The sequence below is a fragment of the Mesorhizobium sp. BR1-1-6 genome (assembly GCF_020165355.1).
Classification (GTDB): Bacteria; Pseudomonadota; Alphaproteobacteria; order Rhizobiales; family Rhizobiaceae; genus Mesorhizobium.
The window spans coordinates 62,889-82,865 of record NZ_JAIUHZ010000011.1; the positions used below are offsets into that span (position 1 = coordinate 62,889).

The window sequence follows — 19,977 nt, forward strand, 5'->3', positions numbered from 1 at the left end:
TCACTCCGCCGGCATGGCGCGCTGTGGCAAGGCAAAGCCCACCTGCTTGCGCTTTTCCGGTCGCTTGCGCGTCAGCGCCAGCACCATTCCCATCGAGATGGCGATGGCAATCTGCGAAGAGCCGCCATAGGAGATGAACGGCAGCGTCATGCCCTTGGCCGGCACCAGCTGCAGGTTGACGCACATGTTGATGACTGCCTGCAGGCCGAACACGGTGACGAGGCCGCCGACCGCATAGCGGGTGAAATCGTCATGCTCCTTCAGCGCCGTGTTGAGGCCGCGCAGCACGATGAAGGCGAAGATGGACATGATGAAGAAACACATGATCAATCCGAATTCCTCGCCCGCGACCGAAAAGACGAAATCGGCATGGCTGTCGGGGATGACCCGCTTGACGGTGCCCTCGCCCGGCCCGACGCCGAACCAGCCGCCATTGATCAATGCGTCGCGGCCCATATCGACCTGGAACGTGTCGCCTTCGCCAGTGAGGAACTTGTCGATACGCAGGGCGACGTGCGGAAATACCGTATAGGCGGCAAAGACGCCGCCGACGCCGGCCGCTCCGAGCACGACGATCCACAGCCATGGCAGCCCCGCCATGAAGAACATGATGCCCCAGGTGCCGGTCGTCAGCATGGTCTGGCCGAGGTCCGGCTGCGCCACCAGCAGCGATACGACCAGCACCAAGAGCAACATGGCGAAGAGATTGCCCGGAATGTCGGGCTGGCGCTTGTGTTCGGCGAACAGCCAGGCGCACATGATGACAAAGGCGGGTTTCAAAAACTCCGAGGGCTGGATCGACAGGCCGGCAAGCGACACCCAGCGCCGCGCGCCTTTCACCTCGACGCCGATGTAGAGCACCGCCACCATCAGCACCAGCATCAGGCACAGCATGATCAGCGCCATGCGCCGGATTTCTCTGGAATCGAGGAAGGACACCGCCAGCATCACGCCGAGCGCCGGCACGGTGAAGATGATCTGCCTGGTCGCGAAATGGAAACTGTCGAGGCCGATGCGTTCGGCGACCGCGGGACTTGCGGCGAAGGACAAAACTATGCCCAGCCCCATCAGCGACAGGAACGCCGCCAGGAACCAGCGATCGATGGTCCACCACCAGGTCGCAACCGGGCTTTTGTCGAGACGGCTCTGCATTATCGTGCCCCTCCGATGGGTTTGACGCCCTCGATAGCATTCGCAGCTTGCCTGAAGGCTTCGCCGCGGACCTCGAAATTCTTGAACTGGTCGAAACTGGCGCAGGCCGGCGACAACAGCACCACCGCCTCGCCGCCATCGTCCTTGGCCGCATCATGCGCGGCATGCTCGACCGCGGCTGCAAGCGTGCCCGATATCTCATACGGCACCGCCTCGCCCAGCGTCGCCGAAAAGGCCGGCGCTGCCTCGCCGATCAGATAGGCCTTGGCGATACGCGGGAAGAAGCCGCGCAGCGGCTCGATGCCGCCTTCCTTGGGCAGGCCGCCGGCGATCCAGTAGATGCGTGAAAAGCTCGACAGGGCGGGTGCCGCCGCATCGGCGTTGGTCGCCTTGGAATCGTTGACGAACAGCACGTGGTCCTTGCGGCCGACCTGCTCCATGCGATGCGCCAGGCCCGGAAAGCTTTCCAGTCCGGACTGGATCTCGCCGAGGTCGAGCCCGACCTTGAGGCAGGCGGCCACCGCGGCAAGCGCGTTTTGCGCATTGTGCTGCCCGCGCAGCGAGCCGATGCCTTCGAGGAAGGCGACCCGGCTGTAGCGGCCATGCACCGCTTCCATCAAATTGGTGCCATCGGCGAAATAGCCGTCGGTCAGCGGCAGCCGCTTCGAAATGCGGATGACGTGCCGCCCCGCCCGCTCCAGCCGTTCGGCAATCTGCGCACACCAGGAATCGTCGATGCCGACGATCGCGGTCTCGCTGCCGGCAACCAGCCGCTCCTTGATCGAAGCGTAATGCTGCATGGTGCCGTGACGGTCGAGGTGATCCGGCGTCAAATTGAGCAGGATGCCGGCCGTCGGATTGATCGATGGTGCGAGGTCGATCTGGTAGGACGAGCATTCGACGACATAGTGCCGGTCGGGTTGCGGCGGATCGAGTGTCATCACGGCGCGGCCGATATTGCCGCCCATCTGCGTATCGCGGCCGGAAGCCTTCAATATATGCGCCGTCAGCGCCGTGGTCGTCGACTTGCCGTTGGTGCCGGTGATGGCGATGAACGGGGCAGCTGGCGCGCCGAGCGTCCGCTCGCGGCAGAAAAGCTCGACGTCGCCGATGATCTCGACACCCGAACCGCGCGCCAGTTCCACCGTCCAGTGCGGTTTGGGATGCGTCAGCGGCACGCCGGGCGACAGCACGAAAGCGGAGAACGTCGCCCAGTCGGCTGTGTGCAGGTCGCCGGTTGCAATCCCGGCGGCTGCCGCCTTGGCGACACTGTCGGGATTGTCGTCCCAGGCCAGAACCTCAGCCCCGCCCTCGATCAGCGCGTGCGCGGTCGCGATCCCCGAGCCGCCGAGCCCGAAGAGCGAAACACGCTTGCCTGCGAAGGATGCGGCGGGAATCACGGGGCGCGCCTATCTGAGCTTGAGGGTGGAAAGGCCGACCAGCGCCAGGATGACGGCGATGATCCAGAAGCGGATCACCACCTGGCTTTCGGTCCAGCCGAGCTTTTCGAAGTGGTGATGGATCGGCGCCATTAGGAACACACGCTTGCCGGTCATCTTGAAGTAGCCGACCTGGATGATGACGGACAGGATCTCGACCACGAACAGCCCGCCGACGATGACCAGCACGATCTCGTGCTTGGTGGCGACCGCAACGGTGCCGATCAGCCCGCCCATGGCCAGCGAGCCGGTGTCGCCCATGAAGATCGCCGCCGGCGGCGCGTTGAACCAGAGAAAGCCGAGGCCGGCGCCGATGACCGCGCCTAGCACAACAGCCAGTTCGCCGGTGCCGGGCACGAAATGGATCTGCAGATACTCGGCGAACACCGCATTGCCGGAGAGATAGGCAATGACGCCGAAGGACGCCGCCGCGATCATGATCGGTACGATCGCCAGGCCATCCAGGCCGTCGGTGAGGTTCACCGCATTGCCCGCCCCCACGATGACGAAGCAGGAGAACGGGACGAAGAACCAGCCGAGATTAATCAGGAATTCCTTGGCGAAGGGGAATGTCAGCGACGAGGAGAACGGCGCCTGGCCATTATGCATGATCGCCCAGGCGGCGATGCCGGCGATGACGAATTCGAGCGCCAGCCGTGCTTTGCCGGAAAAGCCGAGATGCGACTGTTTCGTCACCTTCAGATAGTCGTCGTAGAAGCCGATCGAGCCGAAGCCCAGCGTCACCAGCAACACCACCCAGACATAGATGCTCGACAGGTTCGCCCATAGCAACGATGAGCCGATGATGCCGGACAGGATCATCAGTCCGCCCATGGTCGGCGTGCCGGCCTTCTTGAAATGGGTCTGTGGCCCGTCGGCGCGGATCGGTTGGCCCTTGCCCTGGCGCAACCTGAGCGAATTGATGATGGTCGGCCCGAAGATGAAGACAATCAGCGCCGAGGTGATCAGCGCCCCGCCGGTACGGAAGGTGATGTAGCGGAAGACATTGAAGACCGAGATCTTGTCCGCGAAATCGACGAGCAGTGTGAACATGCGCTTTTCGTCCCCGACTTGACCCTAGGTCTGTTTGCCGATTGTCGTTTCAGCCGGGAACTTGCCCAGCAACGCATCGACCAGCTTTGCAAAGCCGATGCCCTTCGACGATTTGATCATCACCACGTCGCCTGGCCTCAGCGCGGCAAGCAGCACCGGCTTCAATTCTTCGGCGCCGGCGCGGTATTCCGTCCTGATCTCGCCCGGCAGCGCTTCCGCCAGCGCCCGCATCTCCGGCCCCCCGAGAAAGACGGTCTGTGTGCCGGTGCCGACGATGAGACCGGCAAGTGCAGCATGCAGCTTGGCCGAATACTCGCCTAGCTCCAGCATATCGCCCAGCACGGCGATGCGGCGGCCTTCGCCCGTCACCGGCGTCGCGTTGAGCAGCGCCATGGCGGCCGCCATCGAGGCGGGGTTGGCGTTGTAGCTTTCGTCGATCAGCGTGATCGGTCCACCGGGGTGGCTTGAAGTCGGGCCGCCGGGATGGCTCGAAGTCGAGCCACCGGGATGACGCAGCACATAGCGTTTGCCGCGGCCGCGCTCGGCCGAGAGATCGGCCAGCGCCAGGGCAACCTTGTCGAGATCGGCGCCGACCAGACGGGCCGCGCCGAGGACCGCCAGAATGTTCTGCACCATGTGGCGGCCGGGCGCGCCGATGCGAGCCGTCACCTCGTGACCGCCGATCCTGGCGGCAATGTCGGAATGATCGGCATGGACCTCGCATTTGACCAGTCTGAAGGTTGAGCGCGCGTGCTCGCCGAACCCATAGACATGCTCGACGCCGGCGGCGTGCGCCATCTTGTCGAGAAGCTTGAAACGCGCGTCGTCGCGGTTGAGGATCGCCGCGCCGCCAGGTTCCAGCCCTTCGAAAATCTCGGCCTTCGCCTTGGCGATCTCGTCCAGATTGCGGAAGAAGCCGAGATGCGCCGCCGCGATCATGGTGACGATGGCGACATGCGGCCTTACCATCTTGACCAGCGGCCTGATCTCGTCGGGATGGTTCATGCCGATCTCGAACACGGCATAGTCGCAATCGGCCGGCATGCGCGCCAAGGTGAGCGGCACGCCCCAATGGTTGTTGAACGACTGCGCCGAGGCATGCACCTTGCCGACCGCCGACAGCACGTGGCGCAGCGCTTCCTTGGTGGTCGTCTTGCCCGCCGAACCGGTCACCGCGATGATCTTGGCCCGGGAACGGTCCCGCGATGCGACACCGAGCTTTTCCAGTGCCACCAGCACGTCCTCGACGACGATCATCGGCGCCGTCAGCCGGCCAAGCGACGGCAGCTTGCCTTCGGCCACGACCAGCACCCCGGCTCCGGCCTTGATGGCGGCGGTCGCGAAATCATGGCCGTCCATCGCCTCGCCCTTGATGGCGAAGAAGGCGTCGCCCGGCTGAAGGCTGCGGCTGTCGATCGAAATGCCCGATATGCCGTCCGGCATCGGCCCGATCGGTCGTCCGTCCATGGCGGCGACCAGCGTCTCGGATGTCCACAGCAAATTCATGCGGCACGCTCCAGCAGCGCGGCACGGACTTCTTCGTGGTCGGAGAAATGCAGGGTCTCGGTGCCGATCGTCTGGCCTTCCTCATGACCCTTACCGGCCACGATCAGCGTGTCCCCGGCATGCAACATGGCGACGGCCTCGTGGATCGCCGCGCGCCGGTCACCGATCTCAATCGCGCCGGGAGCGGCGACAAGGATCGCGGCCCGGATCGTCTCCGGCACTTCCGAGCGCGGATTATCGTCGGTGACGATGACGACGTCGGCGAGCCGCGTCGCGATCTCGCCCATGATCGGCCGCTTACCGCGATCGCGGTCGCCGCCGCAGCCGAACACGACGATGACCCGGCCGGTGGTGAACGGGCGCACCGAGGCAAGCACGTTTTCCAGCGCGTCCGGCTTATGCGCATAATCGACATAGACCGGCGCGCCGTTTGCAGTCGTCCCGACAAGGTCGAGCCGGCCGGGTGCGCCCTTGAGTTTTTCCAACGCCTTCAAGGCCTTGGCGACTGGCGTTCCCGTGGAGATGGCAAGCCCGGCCGAAACCAGCGCGTTGGCTATCTGGAAATCGCCGGCCAGCGGCAGGTCGATCTCGTAGAGCATCCCGTCGGCCTCGACCTCGGCACGCTGGCGGTGGCGCTCATGCTCGACCCGCTTCAGCGTCAGGAAATCGCCGTGGCGGCCGACCGTCAGCACGTCGAGCCTTGCGGCCTTCGCCGCCTGGATGGTTGGCGCCGACCACGGATCGTCGGCGAAGATCACGGCCGGCGCGCCCTTCGGCAGCAGCGCATCAAACAGACGCAGCTTGGCCCGGTGATAGTCCTCGACCGTCGGATGGTAGTCCATGTGGTCGCGGCCGAGATTGGTGAAGCCGCCGGCGGCCAGCCTGACGCCGTCGAGACGGCGCTGGTCGAGACCATGGCTGGAGGCCTCCATGGAGGCATGGGTGACGCCGGCGTCCGCCAGTTCAAGCAACAGCTGATGCAAGGCGACGGGATCTGGCGTCGTCAGCGAGCCATAATCGTTGCGGCCCGGCGCCACCACGCCGGTGGTGCCGATCGAGGCCGCGGCAAAGCCGGCCTGCTCCCAGATCTGCCTGACGAAAGCGGCGACCGAGGTCTTGCCGCTGGTGCCGGTGACGGCCACCATCGTCTGCGGCTGTTTGCCGAAATAACGGGCCGCGCTCAGGGCCAGCGCCAGGCGCGGGTCATCGACGGTCAACACGGGAACCGGCAGTCCCCCAAGGGCGCTGTCCTTGCCCGCGACGATCGCGGCAGCCCCTCGTGCGGCGGCCTCCGCGGCATAGACGGCGCCATCCGCCTTGCTTCCAGCGAGCGCGAAAAAGACGACGCCGGGTTTAACCTGGCGGGAATCCGAAGAGATGCCGGTAACCTCCAGATCGACGGAAGCTGTTCCTTCGACTGGCAGGATACCGGTTAGATTTTTGAGCTTCATCGAGTTCCGTTCACCGCAACAAAATAGCGCGCAGTTGCCGGCGCGCCCTAAGAATCATTGATAGGAAACCAGCGTTGCACCATTTTCATGGCTGAAATCTGGCTTCACGCCAAGCATGGCCGCGGAACGCCTGATGATATTGCCGGCCATGACCCCGGCATTCGCGGCCGCGACGTCCGTCATGCCCGGCTTTTCCGGGTGCGGAGCATCGGCAATCGTAAACACGAGATATTGCGGATCGTCCATCGGGAATGCGGCGACGAACGTATTGAAATTCAACTCCTTCGAGTAGCGGCCATTGATGACCTTCTCGGCTGTTCCGGTCTTGCCGCCAACGCGGTAGCCGGGGACCCTGGCATTTCTGGCCGAGCCCTTCTCGGCGTTGAGCATGTAGAGATAGCGCATGCCCTCGACCGTTTTGTCGGCTACCACTTTCTTGGCCGCCGCCATCGCGTCCTGCTGGCTGCGGACCAGGAATGTCGGCTCCATCAGATATCCGCCATTGATCAGCGCCGCGCAGCCGACAGCCGCCTGCAACGGTGTCGTCGACACGCCATGACCGAAGGCGATGGTGAACGAGTTGACCTGTTTCCAGACCTTCGGTTCAGTCGGACGGGCGACTTCCGGCAGTTCGGTCTGCATCTTGTCCAAGATGCCAAGACGATGCAGGAATTCGCGGTGCGCCTCGATGCCGACCAGTTCGGCCTCCCTGGCCGACCCGATGTTGGATGAATAGAGGAACACCTCCGGCAACGACAGCACGCGGTTCTTGCCGTGGAAATCGTGAATGGCCTGATGGCCGACCCGGATTGGATGCGAAGCGTCGAAGCGGCTCGCCATCGTCGCCTTGCCGGAATCGAGCGCCATGGCCGATGTGAAGCTCTTGAAGGTCGAGCCCATCTCATAGAGCCCCGCCGACATCCGGTTCAGCCGGTCCTTGTCTTGTGCATTGTAGGGATTGTTCGGATCAAAATCCGGCACCGAGGCCATGGCCACCACTTCGCCGGTCTTGACGTTGAGCACGACGGCGCCCGCGCCCATGGCGCGATAGCGCTCCAGGCCGGCGGCAATCTCGTCGCGCACCACATGCTGGACGCGCAGATCGATCGAGAGCTTCACCGGCTTGAGATCCTTCGCCACCGCCAGGCCCGACGCCTGCAGATCGCTCAGGCCCTGCTCGTCGATATATTTCTCCATGCCGGAGATGCCTTGATTGTCGATATTGGTCAGGCCGACAATGTAGGACGAGGTTTCACCACTGGGGTAGAAACGGCGCTTCTCGGTGCGGAAGCCGAAACCGGGAATGCCGAGCTGCATGATGTCGGCCTGCTGCTTGGGCGTCAGCTGCCGCTGCAGCCAGACGAAGCCGGCGCCGCTCTTCAGCTTATGGTAGGTCTGCTCGTAATCGATCTCCGGCAGCACCGTCGACAGCTTTTCGATCGCCTCGTCGGCGTCGACGATGCGGCGCGGCTCTGCAAACAGCGATGCCGTCTTGATGTCCGTCGCCAGCACCTCGCCGTTGCGGTCGACAATGTCGGGTCGCGAGGCCGTCACCCGGCTCTGCGGGCCGCCCGACATGTCGGGGGTCTGGAAGCCGAGATAGACAAGCCGCCCGGAAATGATCGAGAAGATACCGAAGAACACCGCCATCGTCATGACGATGCGCGCCTTGCCCTTGCCTCCGGTCGCCTTGCGGGCGCCATCGACCACGATTGAACCGTCTTCGCTGGCCCTGGGGCGACGTTTCAGCAGTTTGCCGATCATTGGGCGATGCCTCCGGTCACGATGGGATCCTTGCCGTCCGAGGGTGTGTTGCCGGAATTGTCTGCCATGCCGCCTTGGCGCCCGTTCAGGATGTCCTGGATGTCGAGGGTTTTGGCTGGCAGGTCGCCGAGGCCGACGATCTGGTGCGCGCTGACCGGCTCCAGTTCAAGCTGCGACTTGTAGAGCTCGGCGAGCTTCTGTAGCCGCGATGGCTGGGTGAGCAGGCTCCAGTCGGCCTTGAGCAGGTCGATCGTGTCCTCCTCGTAGCGTATCTCAGCATGGATCTTCTGCACTGCAGCCAATTGGTCCTCGGCCTCGCGCTTGGTTTTGTAGGTCAGGGCCGCCGCCGAGACCATGACGGCGATGAGGACGATGTCGCTGGAACGAAACACGTGCTTACCTCTCCCCCGGCCGCTCGATGCCGGGAAGTTTTGGGCCGGGAAGTTTTGGAAGGCCGAAAATCGAAAAATCGCCGGCACGCGCCGGCGCATCGGTGCGGATGGCGGCGCGCAGCCTTGCCGAGCGGGCGCGCGGATTGGCCGCAGTCTCGGCCTCACCCGGCGTCACGCCGCCGCCGGACTTGCTGAAGGTGGCACTGCGTGCCCGTGCCTCCGGCATGTGGCGCGAGCCGCTCGCGGCGTCGGAGCGATCGGCAATGAAGCGCTTGACGATGCGGTCCTCCAGCGAATGGAATGTCACCACGGCAAGTCGTCCGCCCGGCTTCAGCGCCCGCTCGGCGGCGAACAGCGCCTTGGCCAACTCACCGAGCTCGTCATTGACGAAGATGCGCAGCGCCTGAAAGACGCGGGTGGCGGGATGGATCTTGTCCTTCGGCGCCCGGCCGATATGCGTCTCGATGGCGTCGGCAAGCTCCAGCGTGCGCTCGAACGGACGCTTTTCGCGACGCGCTTCGATCATGCGCGCGATGCGCCCGGCGTGGCGCTCCTCCCCGAGGAAGCCGAAGATGCGGGCAAGATCGCCCGGCTTGAAGTTGTTGACGACATCTGCGGCGCTGAGGCCCGCCTGCGCCATGCGCATGTCGAGAGGCCCATCGACGCGGAACGAAAACCCGCGCTCCGCCTGGTCGAGCTGCATCGAGGAAACGCCGATGTCGAGCACGACGCCGTCGGCACTTTCGACATGCTGGTCCAGCATCGAGAATGGCGCCTGCACCAATCGCAGGCGGCCGCCTGATTGGGCTTCGAGATTGCGACCAGCCGCTATGGCATCCGGATCGCGATCAATGGCAACCACGGACGCGCCGGCCGCCAGGATGGCCTTGGTGTAGCCGCCGGCGCCGAACGTGCCGTCGACGATGACGTCCCCTTCCGCTGGCGAGAGCGCCTGCAACACTTCGGCAAGGAGGACCGGAATGTGGCGGGCCGGTCCGCCAACGGCGTTGATATCATCGCCGTGGCCCACCGTCATTCCGGTCGCTCCCCAGGCTTCGTCCCCTGCCGAAGCTGCAAAAGCCGGGCCCGCGCCTGCGCTCCGTAGGCCGCAAGCCGTCCCGGCTCCCAGATCTGAAAGAAATTGCCGCGCCCGACAAAGGCTACTTCCGCCGAAAGGCCGGCATGTTCGCGGATGAAGTCGCTGATCGTGATGCGACCATCCTGGTCCAGCTTCAGGAATGTTCCGTCGCCATGGCAAAAGAACGACATGTCGTCCGCCGTCTGCTGGAACGGATCCTCGAGCGCGATGCGCTGCTCGTAGCGGTCGAGCAGGTCGGGCCCGCCGACATCCATGGCCGGCAGATCCAGGCAACGCAGCGCGTAGAGATCCGAATAGCCGCGTTTCTGAACGACGGCGCGAAAATGCGCAGGAACGGACACCCGCCCCTTCGCATCGATCCTGCTCACCGTGTTCGACAGAAACCGGTCCATCACACGTCACGGCCGCTTGCGCCGCCGCACCCCTCTTCGTCGTGTTGCACGCGCCACCGCTACGCGTTCCCTGCCCTGAACCCGCCTCCGTGACAGGGGCGAAAACCGGCAAACGCGCAGCCGCCGCGGCTGCCCGATTGGCGTACGCTTCACTCTGACGCGGAACGAAGGCTTTGGTATCGATATGGGATATCATGGGGTGTTATGGGCGTCAACGGGAACAGGCTTCACAACATGCCGTCGCGACCGATGGAAGCGGCTTTGAAAACACGTCTCGTCTTTATGGATCATTAAGCCTAACGAAGCGTTTAGAGCCGCTTGGCCCAACCGGACGCGCCTTGTCGCGAGCTGTTGCCGGGCATAGCGTCTCACCACACGTCCAGGGTCACCAAGAGGGTTGGAATGTCGATGTCTGAAACAGCACGGTCGCGCGCCGCGGCTCTTGCCCACCTCCGTCGCAACGCACTTGCCGTCGGCGATTCCATCCCCCTGCCACTCACCATGGCTGCCATCTTTCACGCGCCTGGCGACGCCACCGGTTTCAACCAGTATGGCCGTTTCAGCAATCCGACCTGGGATGCGGTAGAACATATGCTGGCGCATCTGGAAGACGCGCCCTGCGTCGCTTTTCCTTCCGGAATGGCGGCGATTTCGGCGGCATTTTTCGCTGTCCTCAAGACCGGCGACCGCATTCTTCTGCCTTCGGATGGCTATCACACGACAAGGGCACTGGCCGAACGCTTCTTGAAACCACTCGGCATCGCCTACGATGTGAGGCCAACCTCGACCTTCCTCGATGGCGGTTTCGAAGGCTATCGTCTCACTTTCGTAGAGACGCCCGCTAATCCGGGGCTGGACATATGCGATATCGCGGCGGTGGCCGCGGCCGCACACAAAGCGGGCGCACTGCTTGTCGTTGATAATACGACCATGACGCCTTTCGGCCAGCGCCCGCTCGACCATGGCGCGGATATTGTCATCGCCGCGGACACTAAGGCGCCCAACGGCCACTCCGACGTGCTGTTCGGCCATGTCGCGAGCCGCAACGCCGACATCATCGCCGCGGTGACGGATTGGCGCGAAACGTCCGGCGGCATTCCAGGGCCGTTCGAAGCGTGGCTTGTGCATCGTGGCCTCGAAACGCTCGATGTGCGCTTCGACCGCATGTGCTCCTCGGCGGAAGTGATCGCGCGGCGCCTGCAAGGTCACCCGGCGATCACGGGCCTGCGCTATCCCGGCCTGGAAGGCGATCCTTCGCACAATCTTGCCCGTGCCCAGATGGAACGCTTCGGCTTCCTTGTTTCCTTCGAACTCGCTTCGGAGCAGAAGGCCGAGGATTTCATCAACAACTGCGAATTGATGCAGGCCGCGACATCCTTCGGCGGCGTCCACACCTCCGCCGAGCGGCGTTCGAAGCGCGGCGATGCGGTATCGCCCGGCTTCGTTCGCCTTTCTGTAGGCTGTGAGCCGGTGGAAGAGCTCTGGAAGGCGATAGAGGCGTCGCTGGACAGGATCGGCGGCTGACCGGATCGGTTATGATCCAAGGTCCTCGGCTTCGATATTGCGATGACCGTGCAGCACGCGAAGAATTTCGATCGCGTCCACCGGCGACCAATCAAAAGACCTGAATCGACAGGCGCGCCGGAGGGCGCAACCTGCTGATCTCAAAGAACTTTCTCGGGTAGCTTAAAACTGCCAGCTGGCCTATAAGCCGGGTTCTGTATGGCCCTCGCCCCTTGCGGCGCGAGAACGTGGCGGCCATTCATCTTGGGCGCATATTGCCATGCGCCTCACGCAACCTACCCGGACGGTGAGCCGGAAACAGCCCTCGAGGGTTTCCCCTCGCACCGCCCCTATTCGGTCTTGCTCCCGGTGGGGTTTACCGTGCCGCTCCTGTTGCCAGTCGCGCGGTGGGCTCTTACTCCACCCTTTCACCCTTGCCCCGACCCGGCAAAGCCAAGTCGTGGCGGTTTGCTTTCTGTGGCACTTTCCCTGGGGTCGCCCCCGCCGGCCATTAGCCGGCACCGTGTCTCCATGGAGCCCGGACTTTCCTCACCCGCGGCCTTTCGGCTTTTGCTGGTGCGGCCGCCCGGCCAGCTGGCCAGGCGTATAAAGGGGTTCACGCCACAAAACGCAACCAAAAAAGCCGGTTACGACCGGTTCTTGTCACGCCGGCGACCCGACAGCCGCCAGTTGCACCTTGACCTTGCTGCAATAGGCGGCCGAGACCGGGTTCATTCGGGTGGCGCCGTGGCCGGCATTGTATTTCAGGATCGTGCCGCACGTCGTGCCGCCGCCGAGATCCCGCGCCATGGCAAGATACTTCATGCCGTATTTGATGTTGGTGTCCGGATTGAAGAGCCCATTGGCCGAGCCGCTATAGCCCATCATCCGCGCCGTCGCCGGCTTGATCTGCATCAAGCCGATTTCGCCGGCGCCGCCGACGAGGTTCGGCCGATAGTTGCTCTCGATCTTGATCACGGCGTGAGCGAGCGACGCCGGCACGCCATAGCTTGCGGCGTAACGCGCCACGATGGCCGAATACTGATCGCCACTGGCCACCGCTGCCGTCGAGGCCACTGCTTCCTTGATCCCGATCGATGCCGTCGTCGTTTTATCAACGGCCTTGCGGCCTCGCCTGGTCTTCTGTTTTGTGCTCGGCTTCTTGGCCTTGGTCCAGCTCGCCTTCTCCACTTTCGCGGAAGACCGCTTCGCCGCCCTCACATCCTTGCTGCTTTTGGCCGAAATGGCCTTGCCCTTGGCGGTCGCTGCGACGAGCCCCTGATCGGCCCGTGGGCTCAGCGGCGCGGCGCTCGCCGCCCCGAAGGCAAAAGTCATTACGCCGGCAGCAAGAGCTGCCGTTACAACGGTCAATTTCTGCATGTGATCCTGTTCTGTCTGAACGCGCGAAGATTTCCGCGCGGCATTGCTTGATTAATGTCGGATCATCCGGGGGGTTAGACATCCGACAAGCTGTACGGATCGCCCTTTGAAGCCCGAATTGCGCGCAATGAAGGCGGGGCAAGTCACTTTAAGTGACAGTTTGTAACTTAATGTCGGAAAAGCATTACTTGGACGGCATCCTGACCCAGGGTCAAGTTGGGTGGGAAGCGAGCAGCCGTTGAAGCGTGCGCATCGTCGATCCGTCCGCCACTCCATCGATCCGGCGTGGCCGGAAATGACGCTGGAAAGCCTCGACCACGACCCGCGTCTGCTGGTCGAAAACACCCGATATTTCGACTCCATAGCCGTAGAGCGCCAGCATCGATTGCATCGCCTCGACATCGGCGCCGGCGTCGCCGGCCTTCAGCACGGCGCCCCGCCTGACCGGTGCCGCCGCCACGAGGTGGCCGATACCGGCCTCGAACAGGACCCGCCAGGGAAACTTCTCGCCCGGATCGATCTTGCGCCCCGGCGCCACGTCGGAGTGCGCCAGCACCCGCTGGGGGGCAATCGCATGCCGGCTGGCAATTCCGGCACACAAGCCGATCACCGCATCGATCTGTCGCTTGGGAAAACCGGGATAACCCAATGAATGCCCCGGGTTGACGATCTCGATGCCGACGGAACAGGAGTTGATGTCGGTGCGTCCGAACCACGAACTCTTCCCAGCGTGCCAGGCGCGGTCGCTTTCCCGGACCATCTGCACGATATGGCCGTTCTCATGCACCAGATAGTGCGAGGAGACTTCGCTGGCCGGGTCGCACAGCCACGCCTCGGCCCCGGCGCCTGTCGGCATGCCGGTATAGTGCAGCACGATCATGTCGGGCTTCAGCGTCTCGCGCCGTGGCCCGAAATTCGGCGATACCCTGACCTCGGCGCTCGGCTCGTCGGGCAGGAAGCCGCTCATGCGTGCCGCAGGCCCCGCTCGATCATCTCATAGGCGGTGTTGATCGCCGCGAGCCTCGTCGTCGCGATCTTGATGAATTCCTGCGGCAGGCCACGCGCGATCAGCCGGTCCGGATGATTGTCGGAAACCAGCTTGCGGTAGCGTTTCCTGACCTCCTCGAACGGCTTGCCGCGCTCGATGCCGAGCACGACATAGGGGTCGGCCGCACCAAGATTGACGTGCCTGGCAAGGATCGCCTCGTAGTGCACCTCGTCTATGCGGAAGATTTCGGCGATGCGGTGCAGGAATTGGCCTTCACGCTCATGGATCAGCCCGTCGGCCTTGGCGATGTGGAACAGGCCGTCGAGTATATCCTCCAGCATCATGCAGTTCGAATGGCCGGAGCCACAAAGCTGCGCCATGCGCTCGGCATAGGTCTCGAAGCCGGCAACGTCACGTTTGGCCAGATCGTAGAGTCGCGCCACGTTGCGCGTCTCCTTTGGCGGCACCTCGAATATTTCCTGGAAGGCGCGTATCTCGTCCTGGGTGACGACCCCGTCGGCCTTGGCCATCTTGGCCGAGAGCGCAATCATCGCCACCGAGAAAGCGACGCGACGGCGCAAATCCGCATCGCCGGAAAAAACGGTGCGCACGGCTTCGACCACGTCGGCGACGCCCGACGAGGCTGAGGACGAAATCCGCGTGATGAAGTCGCCGAGGCGGTCCCAAATCGACATGGCCGCTTCTTAGAGCCAACCGGTCCCCGCTATCAAGCCAATAACGGCCGGCATCATACCTCCGACGACAATCGATCTCGTGTCGGAACCACTACCCGCCTGGGCGAAGGGCCGGCAAGACGCCGGCCCTCGCCAGAACACAGGTACCAATGGACTACTGCGCGGGCGCAGGAGCGGGCGTTGCCGGAGCCGGCTCGGCAGGCTTGGTCGAATTATCCGCCGGCGCCGCAGGTTTCATTGGCTGCTCGGCCGGCGGATTGGTGCTCTGGGTGGTGGTGTTATCCGTCCCCGTGCCGCTGTCGCTGCACGCAGCGACGCCGAGCAGCGCAAGCGCGGACACCGACGCAAGAATGAGTTTTTTCATGATATCTCTCCTTCAACACACGCTCACGTTGCAGTGAACGGTCGAGAAGGAAATGCATCACTCAGCCATGGGTTTCGTAACGATGCGTTTCCGCATGTAACATCGCTCGCATCCTCCCCTTGCGCCTCCCCGGGGGTGAAACAGCTTTGCGCTCCCCTGTGCGGATCGCTGTCATCCACCTGTCATAGCCGGGCGTTACCCGCTTGCGGCAAAGCAAATGGGGAATCACCTTGCCATGACGGACGTTTCCGCAGATCTGATCTTTCGCCGTGGCAAGGAAGTTGGAAAAGCCGTCTACCAGAACCGCCCCCTGTCGAAGGCAGGAATTTCCGAACGGCTGTTCGCCTTCCTGTTTTCGGGCCTGGTCTATCCGCAGATCTGGGAAGATCCCGATGTCGACATGGACGCAATGCAGCTTGGCGAAGGCCACCGCGTCGTCACTATTGCCTCCGGCGGTTGCAATATCCTGGCCTATCTCACCCGGTCGCCGGCCAGGATCGACGCCGTCGATCTCAATGCCGCTCACATAGCCCTGAACCGCATGAAGCTGGAGGCGGTGCGCCACCTGCCTTCGCAGGGCGACCTGTTTCGCTTCTTCGGTGCCGCCGGCAACAACCACAATTCTCAGGCTTACGACCGCTTCATCGCGCCGCATCTCGATCCGGTCAGCCGCCACTATTGGGAGCGCCGCAACTGGCGCGGCATCAGGCGCATCGCCGTCTTCGACCGCAATTTCTACCAGACCGGCCTGCTTGGCCTGTTCATCGCCATGGGCCACCGCACGGCTAAATTCTTCGGCGTCGACCCCGCCGGCATCATGCAGGCCAGGAACATTGGCGAGCAGCGCCGCTTCTTCCACCAGGAACTGGCCCCGGTGTTCGAAAAGCCGCTTTTGAAATGGGCGACCTCGCGCAAGGCCTCGCTGTTCGGCCTCGGCATCCCGCCGGCGCAATATGACTCTCTCATCACGTCCGGCGACGGTACCATGGCCAGTGTGCTGAAAGCCCGGCTGGAAAAGCTCGCCTGCGATTTTCCATTGAAAAACAACTATTTCGCTTGGCAAGCCTTTGCCAGGCGCTACCCCCAACCCGGCGAAGCCGCCCTGCCCGCCTATCTTGAAAGGCAGAACTATGAGGCCATTCGCGGCAATGTAGACCGCGTCGCCATTCATCATGCCAATCTGATCGAATTCCTGGTAGGCAAGGACGCGGGTTCCGTCGACCGTTTCATCCTGCTCGACGCGCAGGACTGGATGACCGACGACCAGCTCAATGCGCTGTGGTCGGAAATCACCCGCACCGCCTCCGCCGGCGCGCGTGTCATCTTCCGCACTGCGGCCGAGCCAAGTCTGCTGCCGGGCCGCGTCTCCGCTTCCCTGCTCGACCAGTGGAGCTACGAGAGCGATGCCTCGCGCGAATTCTCCACCCGCGACCGCTCGGCAATCTATGGCGGCTTTCATCTGTACGTGAAGCGCGCCTCATGAGCACTACCGAGCTGCCGACCAATCACGCCGAACTGATGGACGGTGTCTACCGCTGGCAGCGTCACATCTACGACCTGACCCGCAAATATTATCTGCTCGGCCGCGACCGGCTGATATCAGGGCTGGACGTTCCGCCGGGCGGCACGGTGCTGGAGCTCGGCTGCGGCACCGGGCGGAACATCATCCTCGCCGCCCGCAGCTTTCCCGGCGCGCGCTTCTATGGCCTCGACATTTCGGCAGAGATGCTGGAGACCGCGGGCACCGCGATTGCCCGCGAAGGCCTGTCCGATCGCGTCATGCTGGCAAGGGGCGACGCCACGGAGTTCGACGCAAAGGCGCTGTTCGGCCGCGACAGCTTCGACCGTGTCTTCGTGTCCTATTCATTGTCGATGATCGCAGGCTGGGAAAAGACGGTCTCCGCCGCGCTGGCAACGCTCGCTCCGGGCGGTTCCCTGCACATCGTCGACTTCGGCCAGCAGGAAGGCCTGCCGGACTGGTTTCGGACCCTGCTTCGCGGCTGGCTCAGAAAATTCCACGTCACGCCCCGTGAAATGTTGCGCGAGGTGCTGGAATCGGAATCGCGAAAAATCGGCGCAACCTTCCGTTTCCGCACACTTTATCGCGGCTACGCCTGGCTGGCGGTGGTCCGGCCGAGCAGCTGATTGGTTAGCGCAGCGCCTTCACCAATGCCCCGACCATGGTCTGCGGCCTGTAGCCCAGCTTGGCCGGCGTCAGGCCGAGCCGCACCACCACTAATTGCTCGGATGGAATGATGGCGACGGTCTGCCCATCATGCCCCTCCATCCAATAGGTGTCCTTGGGCAGGCCCGCCGCCACGCCGGCACCGGGGTTTTCCTCGTCGCCCGGCGCCTCGATCCACAATTGCCCCTTGCTGTAGACTTTCGAGGCCGACGCAGGTTCGCGCATCCAGTCGACGAAACCGGCCGGCAGTATCTGGTTGCCGTTCCAGACCCCGCCCTGCAGCAGGAACTGGCCGAAGCGGGCCCAGTCATGGGCGGTGGCGTAGAGATAGGATGAGCCGACGAACGTGCCCTGTTCGTCGGTCTCGAGCACGGCGCTGTGTATGCCCAGCGGCTCGAACAGCGCGGTGCGCGGCCACGTCAACGCCTTGGCCTTGTCGCCGACCGCATCCTGCCAGAGCCGCGACAGCATCACCGCCGTTCCGCTCGAATAGGAGAACACCTTGCCCACCTCGCCCGTGAGCGGCTTGGCTTCGGCAAAGCCCGCCATGTCGGGTTCGAGATAGAGCATGCGCGTCACGTCGGCGACGTCGCCATAGTCTTCGTTGAATTCCAGCCCGCTCGACATCGCCATCATGTCGGCAAGGCTGATCGCGGCGCGGCCATCGGCCTTCCACGGCGCGAAAAGGCCCTGGTTGGTCATCGCCATCTTGCCGTTCTTGACCAGCGTGCCGACTATGGCGGCATTGACCGTCTTGGTCATTGACCAGCCGAGCAACGGCGTCCGGGCGGAAAAGCCCTCGCCATAGCGTTCCGCGACGACGCGGCCGTTCTTGACCACCACCACGGCGCGCATGCCGGCGCCGGTCATGGCGGCATCGTCGACGATCTTCACCACCTCCGGGTTCTGCGAGGCTTCGACCCGCTCGCCTTCCGGCCACAGCGCGTCCTGTCTTGTCGCCGAGGGTTCGACATGGATCGCCGTGCGCCGCGCCTTGCCGACATCGCCATCCGGGACCGAGGCGCAGCCCAGCCCGTCGCGGAAAACCGCGATGCTCTTGCCGAGGAAGCCAAGCAGGCCGGCGGAGACTGTGCCCCGGTTCTTGTCGACCGAGACCCGCATCAGCTTGAGCAAGGGATGACCGGGCGCCTGCACATCGACGGCAAGCACCTCGTTGGCATCGCGCCCGGCGACGAAAACGTTCGAGCAGACGATCTTTGCCGAATAGCCCGAGCCGACCCGGATCAGTTCGGGCGGCGCGAAATAAAGCCACCCAAACAGCGCCACGACCGCCAGCACCACCAGGCCGAGCAGCCGTTTGACGATCTTGGCAATGATCCGCATCTTTCCCGCCCCCGAATCCAGGCTCGATCCATGTCATCGATTTGCCGCCATTGCTTCCGCAAAATCATGGGCCTTGTCGAGCGTCGTCAACCAGATATCAACCATGATCGGCGATCACAGGTGCATGTCGCCCAACAGCGCGCCGCGTTTTTGGGATCACGGCAGGAAACAAAATCAAAGCGCGCCGAAACAATGCGCGTTTTGGCGATATACCGGGCGATGCTGTGGGGCGATCGTCCGGCGGGGGCCAGACCAAGCGCCGGCCATCAGTGCACAGACCCATCAGCGACCGGCTGCAACCGGCTCGGGAGTTGTGATGCGCCGTCTTGCGGCCCTTTTCATGCTGACGCTGCTCGGCGCATGCTCGACCGTGGAGGATCTGTCGCCACTGTCGCCATCCAGCACCCCTTCGGTTGCGGTGCGCGCGCCCCGCTTCGCCGATTCCAAGCCGCATGAATGGGACAGCGGCGCGCCCTGGAATTACGCAGTTCACGGCACCGACGTCTCAAAATACCAGACCTCGGTCGACTGGCCGACCGCCAAGGCCAGCGGTATTTCCTTCGCTTTCATCAAGGCGACGGAGGGCGGCGACCGTTTCGATGATTATTTCAACGAGCATTGGGCGCGCACCAAAGCCGCCGGCGTTCCTCGTGCCGCCTATCATTTCTTCTATTTCTGCACTCCGGCGGCGGTACAGGCGCGCTGGTTCATCCGCAACGTCCCCGTCGACCGTTCGGCCATGCCGCCGGTGCTGGACATGGAATGGAACCCGAAATCGCCGACCTGCAGGCTGCGCCCCGACCCGGCCACCGTGCGCGCGGAGATGACCACCTTCCTCGAAATCGTCGAGCGGCATTACGGCAAGAAGCCGATCATCTACACGTCGGTAGACTTCTTTGAAGACAACGAGCTGTCGACCTTCCGCGGTTATCCCTACTGGCTACGCTCCGTCGCCGGCCACCCGCGTCAGAAATATGGCAGCCACCCCTTCACCTTCTGGCAGTATACGGGAACCGGCATCGTTCCCGGCATGATCGGCAAGTCCGATATAAACGTCTTCAACGGCAGCCAAGCCGCCTGGGACAAATGGTTGAGGCAGAACACCCGTTGACACCGTGTCAACGGGTGCCAAGCCGCCCGGAGGAAGGGTTGCTGCAGAACACCCGTTGACACCGGGCCTGCCGCCTGCTTTCGACACGGCCGGCGGCCAAGAGTGCAACCGCCGGTATTCCGGGGCGACGCGCATCCAGATGGACAGCAAGGCCGCCCG

The 19,977-nt window shown here is 63.6% G+C and carries 18 protein-coding genes and 1 other RNA gene; 4 read left to right on the forward strand and 15 right to left on the reverse strand.

The annotated features are described in order from the left end of the window. Genes ftsW through mraZ form a run of 9 tightly spaced genes read right to left on the reverse strand, consistent with a single transcriptional unit; the run spans position 1 to position 10,248 of the window. Positions 1–1,152, reverse strand: coding sequence for a putative lipid II flippase FtsW (gene ftsW, locus LB545_RS20565; RefSeq protein WP_140516599.1), 1,152 nt, complete (start codon positions 1,150–1,152; stop codon positions 1–3). Continuing rightward, complete coding sequence (gene murD, locus LB545_RS20570; RefSeq protein ID WP_140495213.1) at positions 1,152–2,552, reverse strand: UDP-N-acetylmuramoyl-L-alanine--D-glutamate ligase; 1,401 nt, start codon at positions 2,550–2,552, stop codon at positions 1,152–1,154. The genes ftsW and murD overlap by 1 nt, the downstream gene beginning before the upstream one ends. A gap of 9 nt (positions 2,553–2,561) precedes the next feature. After that, positions 2,562–3,644 (reverse strand): phospho-N-acetylmuramoyl-pentapeptide-transferase, encoded by a 1,083-nt coding sequence (gene mraY, locus LB545_RS20575; RefSeq protein ID WP_140495211.1) that lies wholly within the window; start codon positions 3,642–3,644, stop codon positions 2,562–2,564. Between the two features lie 24 nt (positions 3,645–3,668). Next, on the reverse strand, positions 3,669–5,150 hold the full coding sequence (locus LB545_RS20580; RefSeq protein ID WP_224705744.1) for a UDP-N-acetylmuramoylalanyl-D-glutamyl-2,6-diaminopimelate--D-alanyl-D-alanine ligase: 1,482 nt from the start codon (positions 5,148–5,150) through the stop codon (positions 3,669–3,671). Further along, positions 5,147–6,601 carry a UDP-N-acetylmuramoyl-L-alanyl-D-glutamate--2,6-diaminopimelate ligase gene (locus LB545_RS20585; RefSeq protein WP_140495207.1) on the reverse strand — a complete coding sequence of 485 codons (1,455 nt, stop codon included), beginning with the start codon at positions 6,599–6,601 and terminating at the stop codon, positions 5,147–5,149. The genes LB545_RS20580 and LB545_RS20585 overlap by 4 nt, the downstream gene beginning before the upstream one ends. A gap of 54 nt (positions 6,602–6,655) precedes the next feature. Next, the gene (locus LB545_RS20590) at positions 6,656–8,365 is read right to left on the reverse strand and encodes a peptidoglycan D,D-transpeptidase FtsI family protein (RefSeq protein WP_140495205.1); all 1,710 of its coding nucleotides are present in this window, start codon (positions 8,363–8,365) and stop codon (positions 6,656–6,658) included. After that, complete coding sequence (locus LB545_RS20595; RefSeq protein ID WP_140495202.1) at positions 8,362–8,757, reverse strand: hypothetical protein; 396 nt, start codon at positions 8,755–8,757, stop codon at positions 8,362–8,364. Before LB545_RS20595 ends, LB545_RS20590 begins: the two co-directional genes overlap by 4 nt. Positions 8,758–8,761: 4 nt before the next feature. After that, the gene (rsmH, locus tag LB545_RS20600) at positions 8,762–9,793 is read right to left on the reverse strand and encodes a 16S rRNA (cytosine(1402)-N(4))-methyltransferase RsmH (protein WP_140495200.1); all 1,032 of its coding nucleotides are present in this window, start codon (positions 9,791–9,793) and stop codon (positions 8,762–8,764) included. Then, a complete protein-coding gene (gene mraZ / locus LB545_RS20605) occupies positions 9,790–10,248 on the reverse strand; it encodes a division/cell wall cluster transcriptional repressor MraZ (RefSeq protein ID WP_140495198.1) in 459 nt (152 codons plus the stop codon). The genes rsmH and mraZ overlap by 4 nt, the downstream gene beginning before the upstream one ends. A gap of 408 nt (positions 10,249–10,656) precedes the next feature. Here mraZ and LB545_RS20610 point away from each other — a divergent pair, with 408 nt between their 5' ends. Beyond that, positions 10,657–11,772: a cystathionine gamma-lyase gene (locus LB545_RS20610; protein WP_224705745.1), complete on the forward strand. Its 1,116-nt coding sequence runs from the start codon at positions 10,657–10,659 to the stop codon at positions 11,770–11,772. A gap of 167 nt (positions 11,773–11,939) precedes the next feature. On the opposite strand, the gene rnpB is transcribed toward LB545_RS20610, so the two are convergent. The 5 genes from rnpB to LB545_RS20635 form a co-directional block, all read right to left on the reverse strand. Then, positions 11,940–12,349, reverse strand: an RNA gene (gene rnpB, locus LB545_RS20615) — RNase P RNA component class A. A 65-nt stretch (positions 12,350–12,414) separates the two neighbouring features. Continuing rightward, positions 12,415–13,131 (reverse strand): lytic transglycosylase domain-containing protein, encoded by a 717-nt coding sequence (locus tag LB545_RS20620; RefSeq protein WP_140580017.1) that lies wholly within the window; start codon positions 13,129–13,131, stop codon positions 12,415–12,417. Between the two features lie 211 nt (positions 13,132–13,342). After that, positions 13,343–14,098 (reverse strand): N-acetylmuramoyl-L-alanine amidase, encoded by a 756-nt coding sequence (locus LB545_RS20625; RefSeq protein WP_140580018.1) that lies wholly within the window; start codon positions 14,096–14,098, stop codon positions 13,343–13,345. Further along, positions 14,095–14,814 (reverse strand): J domain-containing protein, encoded by a 720-nt coding sequence (locus LB545_RS20630; protein ID WP_140495186.1) that lies wholly within the window; start codon positions 14,812–14,814, stop codon positions 14,095–14,097. The genes LB545_RS20625 and LB545_RS20630 overlap by 4 nt, the downstream gene beginning before the upstream one ends. A 154-nt stretch (positions 14,815–14,968) precedes the next feature. Beyond that, the gene (locus tag LB545_RS20635) at positions 14,969–15,178 is read right to left on the reverse strand and encodes a hypothetical protein (RefSeq protein ID WP_140495184.1); all 210 of its coding nucleotides are present in this window, start codon (positions 15,176–15,178) and stop codon (positions 14,969–14,971) included. A 235-nt stretch (positions 15,179–15,413) separates the two neighbouring features. On the opposite strand from LB545_RS20635, the gene LB545_RS20640 reads away from it, so the two are divergent. Beyond that, on the forward strand, positions 15,414–16,661 hold the full coding sequence (locus LB545_RS20640) for a DUF3419 family protein (RefSeq protein ID WP_224705747.1): 1,248 nt from the start codon (positions 15,414–15,416) through the stop codon (positions 16,659–16,661). Then, positions 16,658–17,323 (forward strand): class I SAM-dependent methyltransferase, encoded by a 666-nt coding sequence (locus LB545_RS20645; protein WP_140630900.1) that lies wholly within the window; start codon positions 16,658–16,660, stop codon positions 17,321–17,323. Before LB545_RS20640 ends, LB545_RS20645 begins: the two co-directional genes overlap by 4 nt. Before the next feature lie 4 nt (positions 17,324–17,327). Here LB545_RS20645 and LB545_RS20650 read toward each other — a convergent pair whose 3' ends face one another. Then, positions 17,328–18,707: a serine hydrolase domain-containing protein gene (locus LB545_RS20650; RefSeq protein ID WP_224705749.1), complete on the reverse strand. Its 1,380-nt coding sequence runs from the start codon at positions 18,705–18,707 to the stop codon at positions 17,328–17,330. Positions 18,708–19,023: 316 nt separating this feature from the next. Between LB545_RS20650 and LB545_RS20655 the strand changes: the two genes are divergently transcribed. After that, complete coding sequence (locus tag LB545_RS20655) at positions 19,024–19,818, forward strand: GH25 family lysozyme (RefSeq protein ID WP_140516622.1); 795 nt, start codon at positions 19,024–19,026, stop codon at positions 19,816–19,818. Positions 19,819–19,977 lie beyond the last annotated feature (159 nt).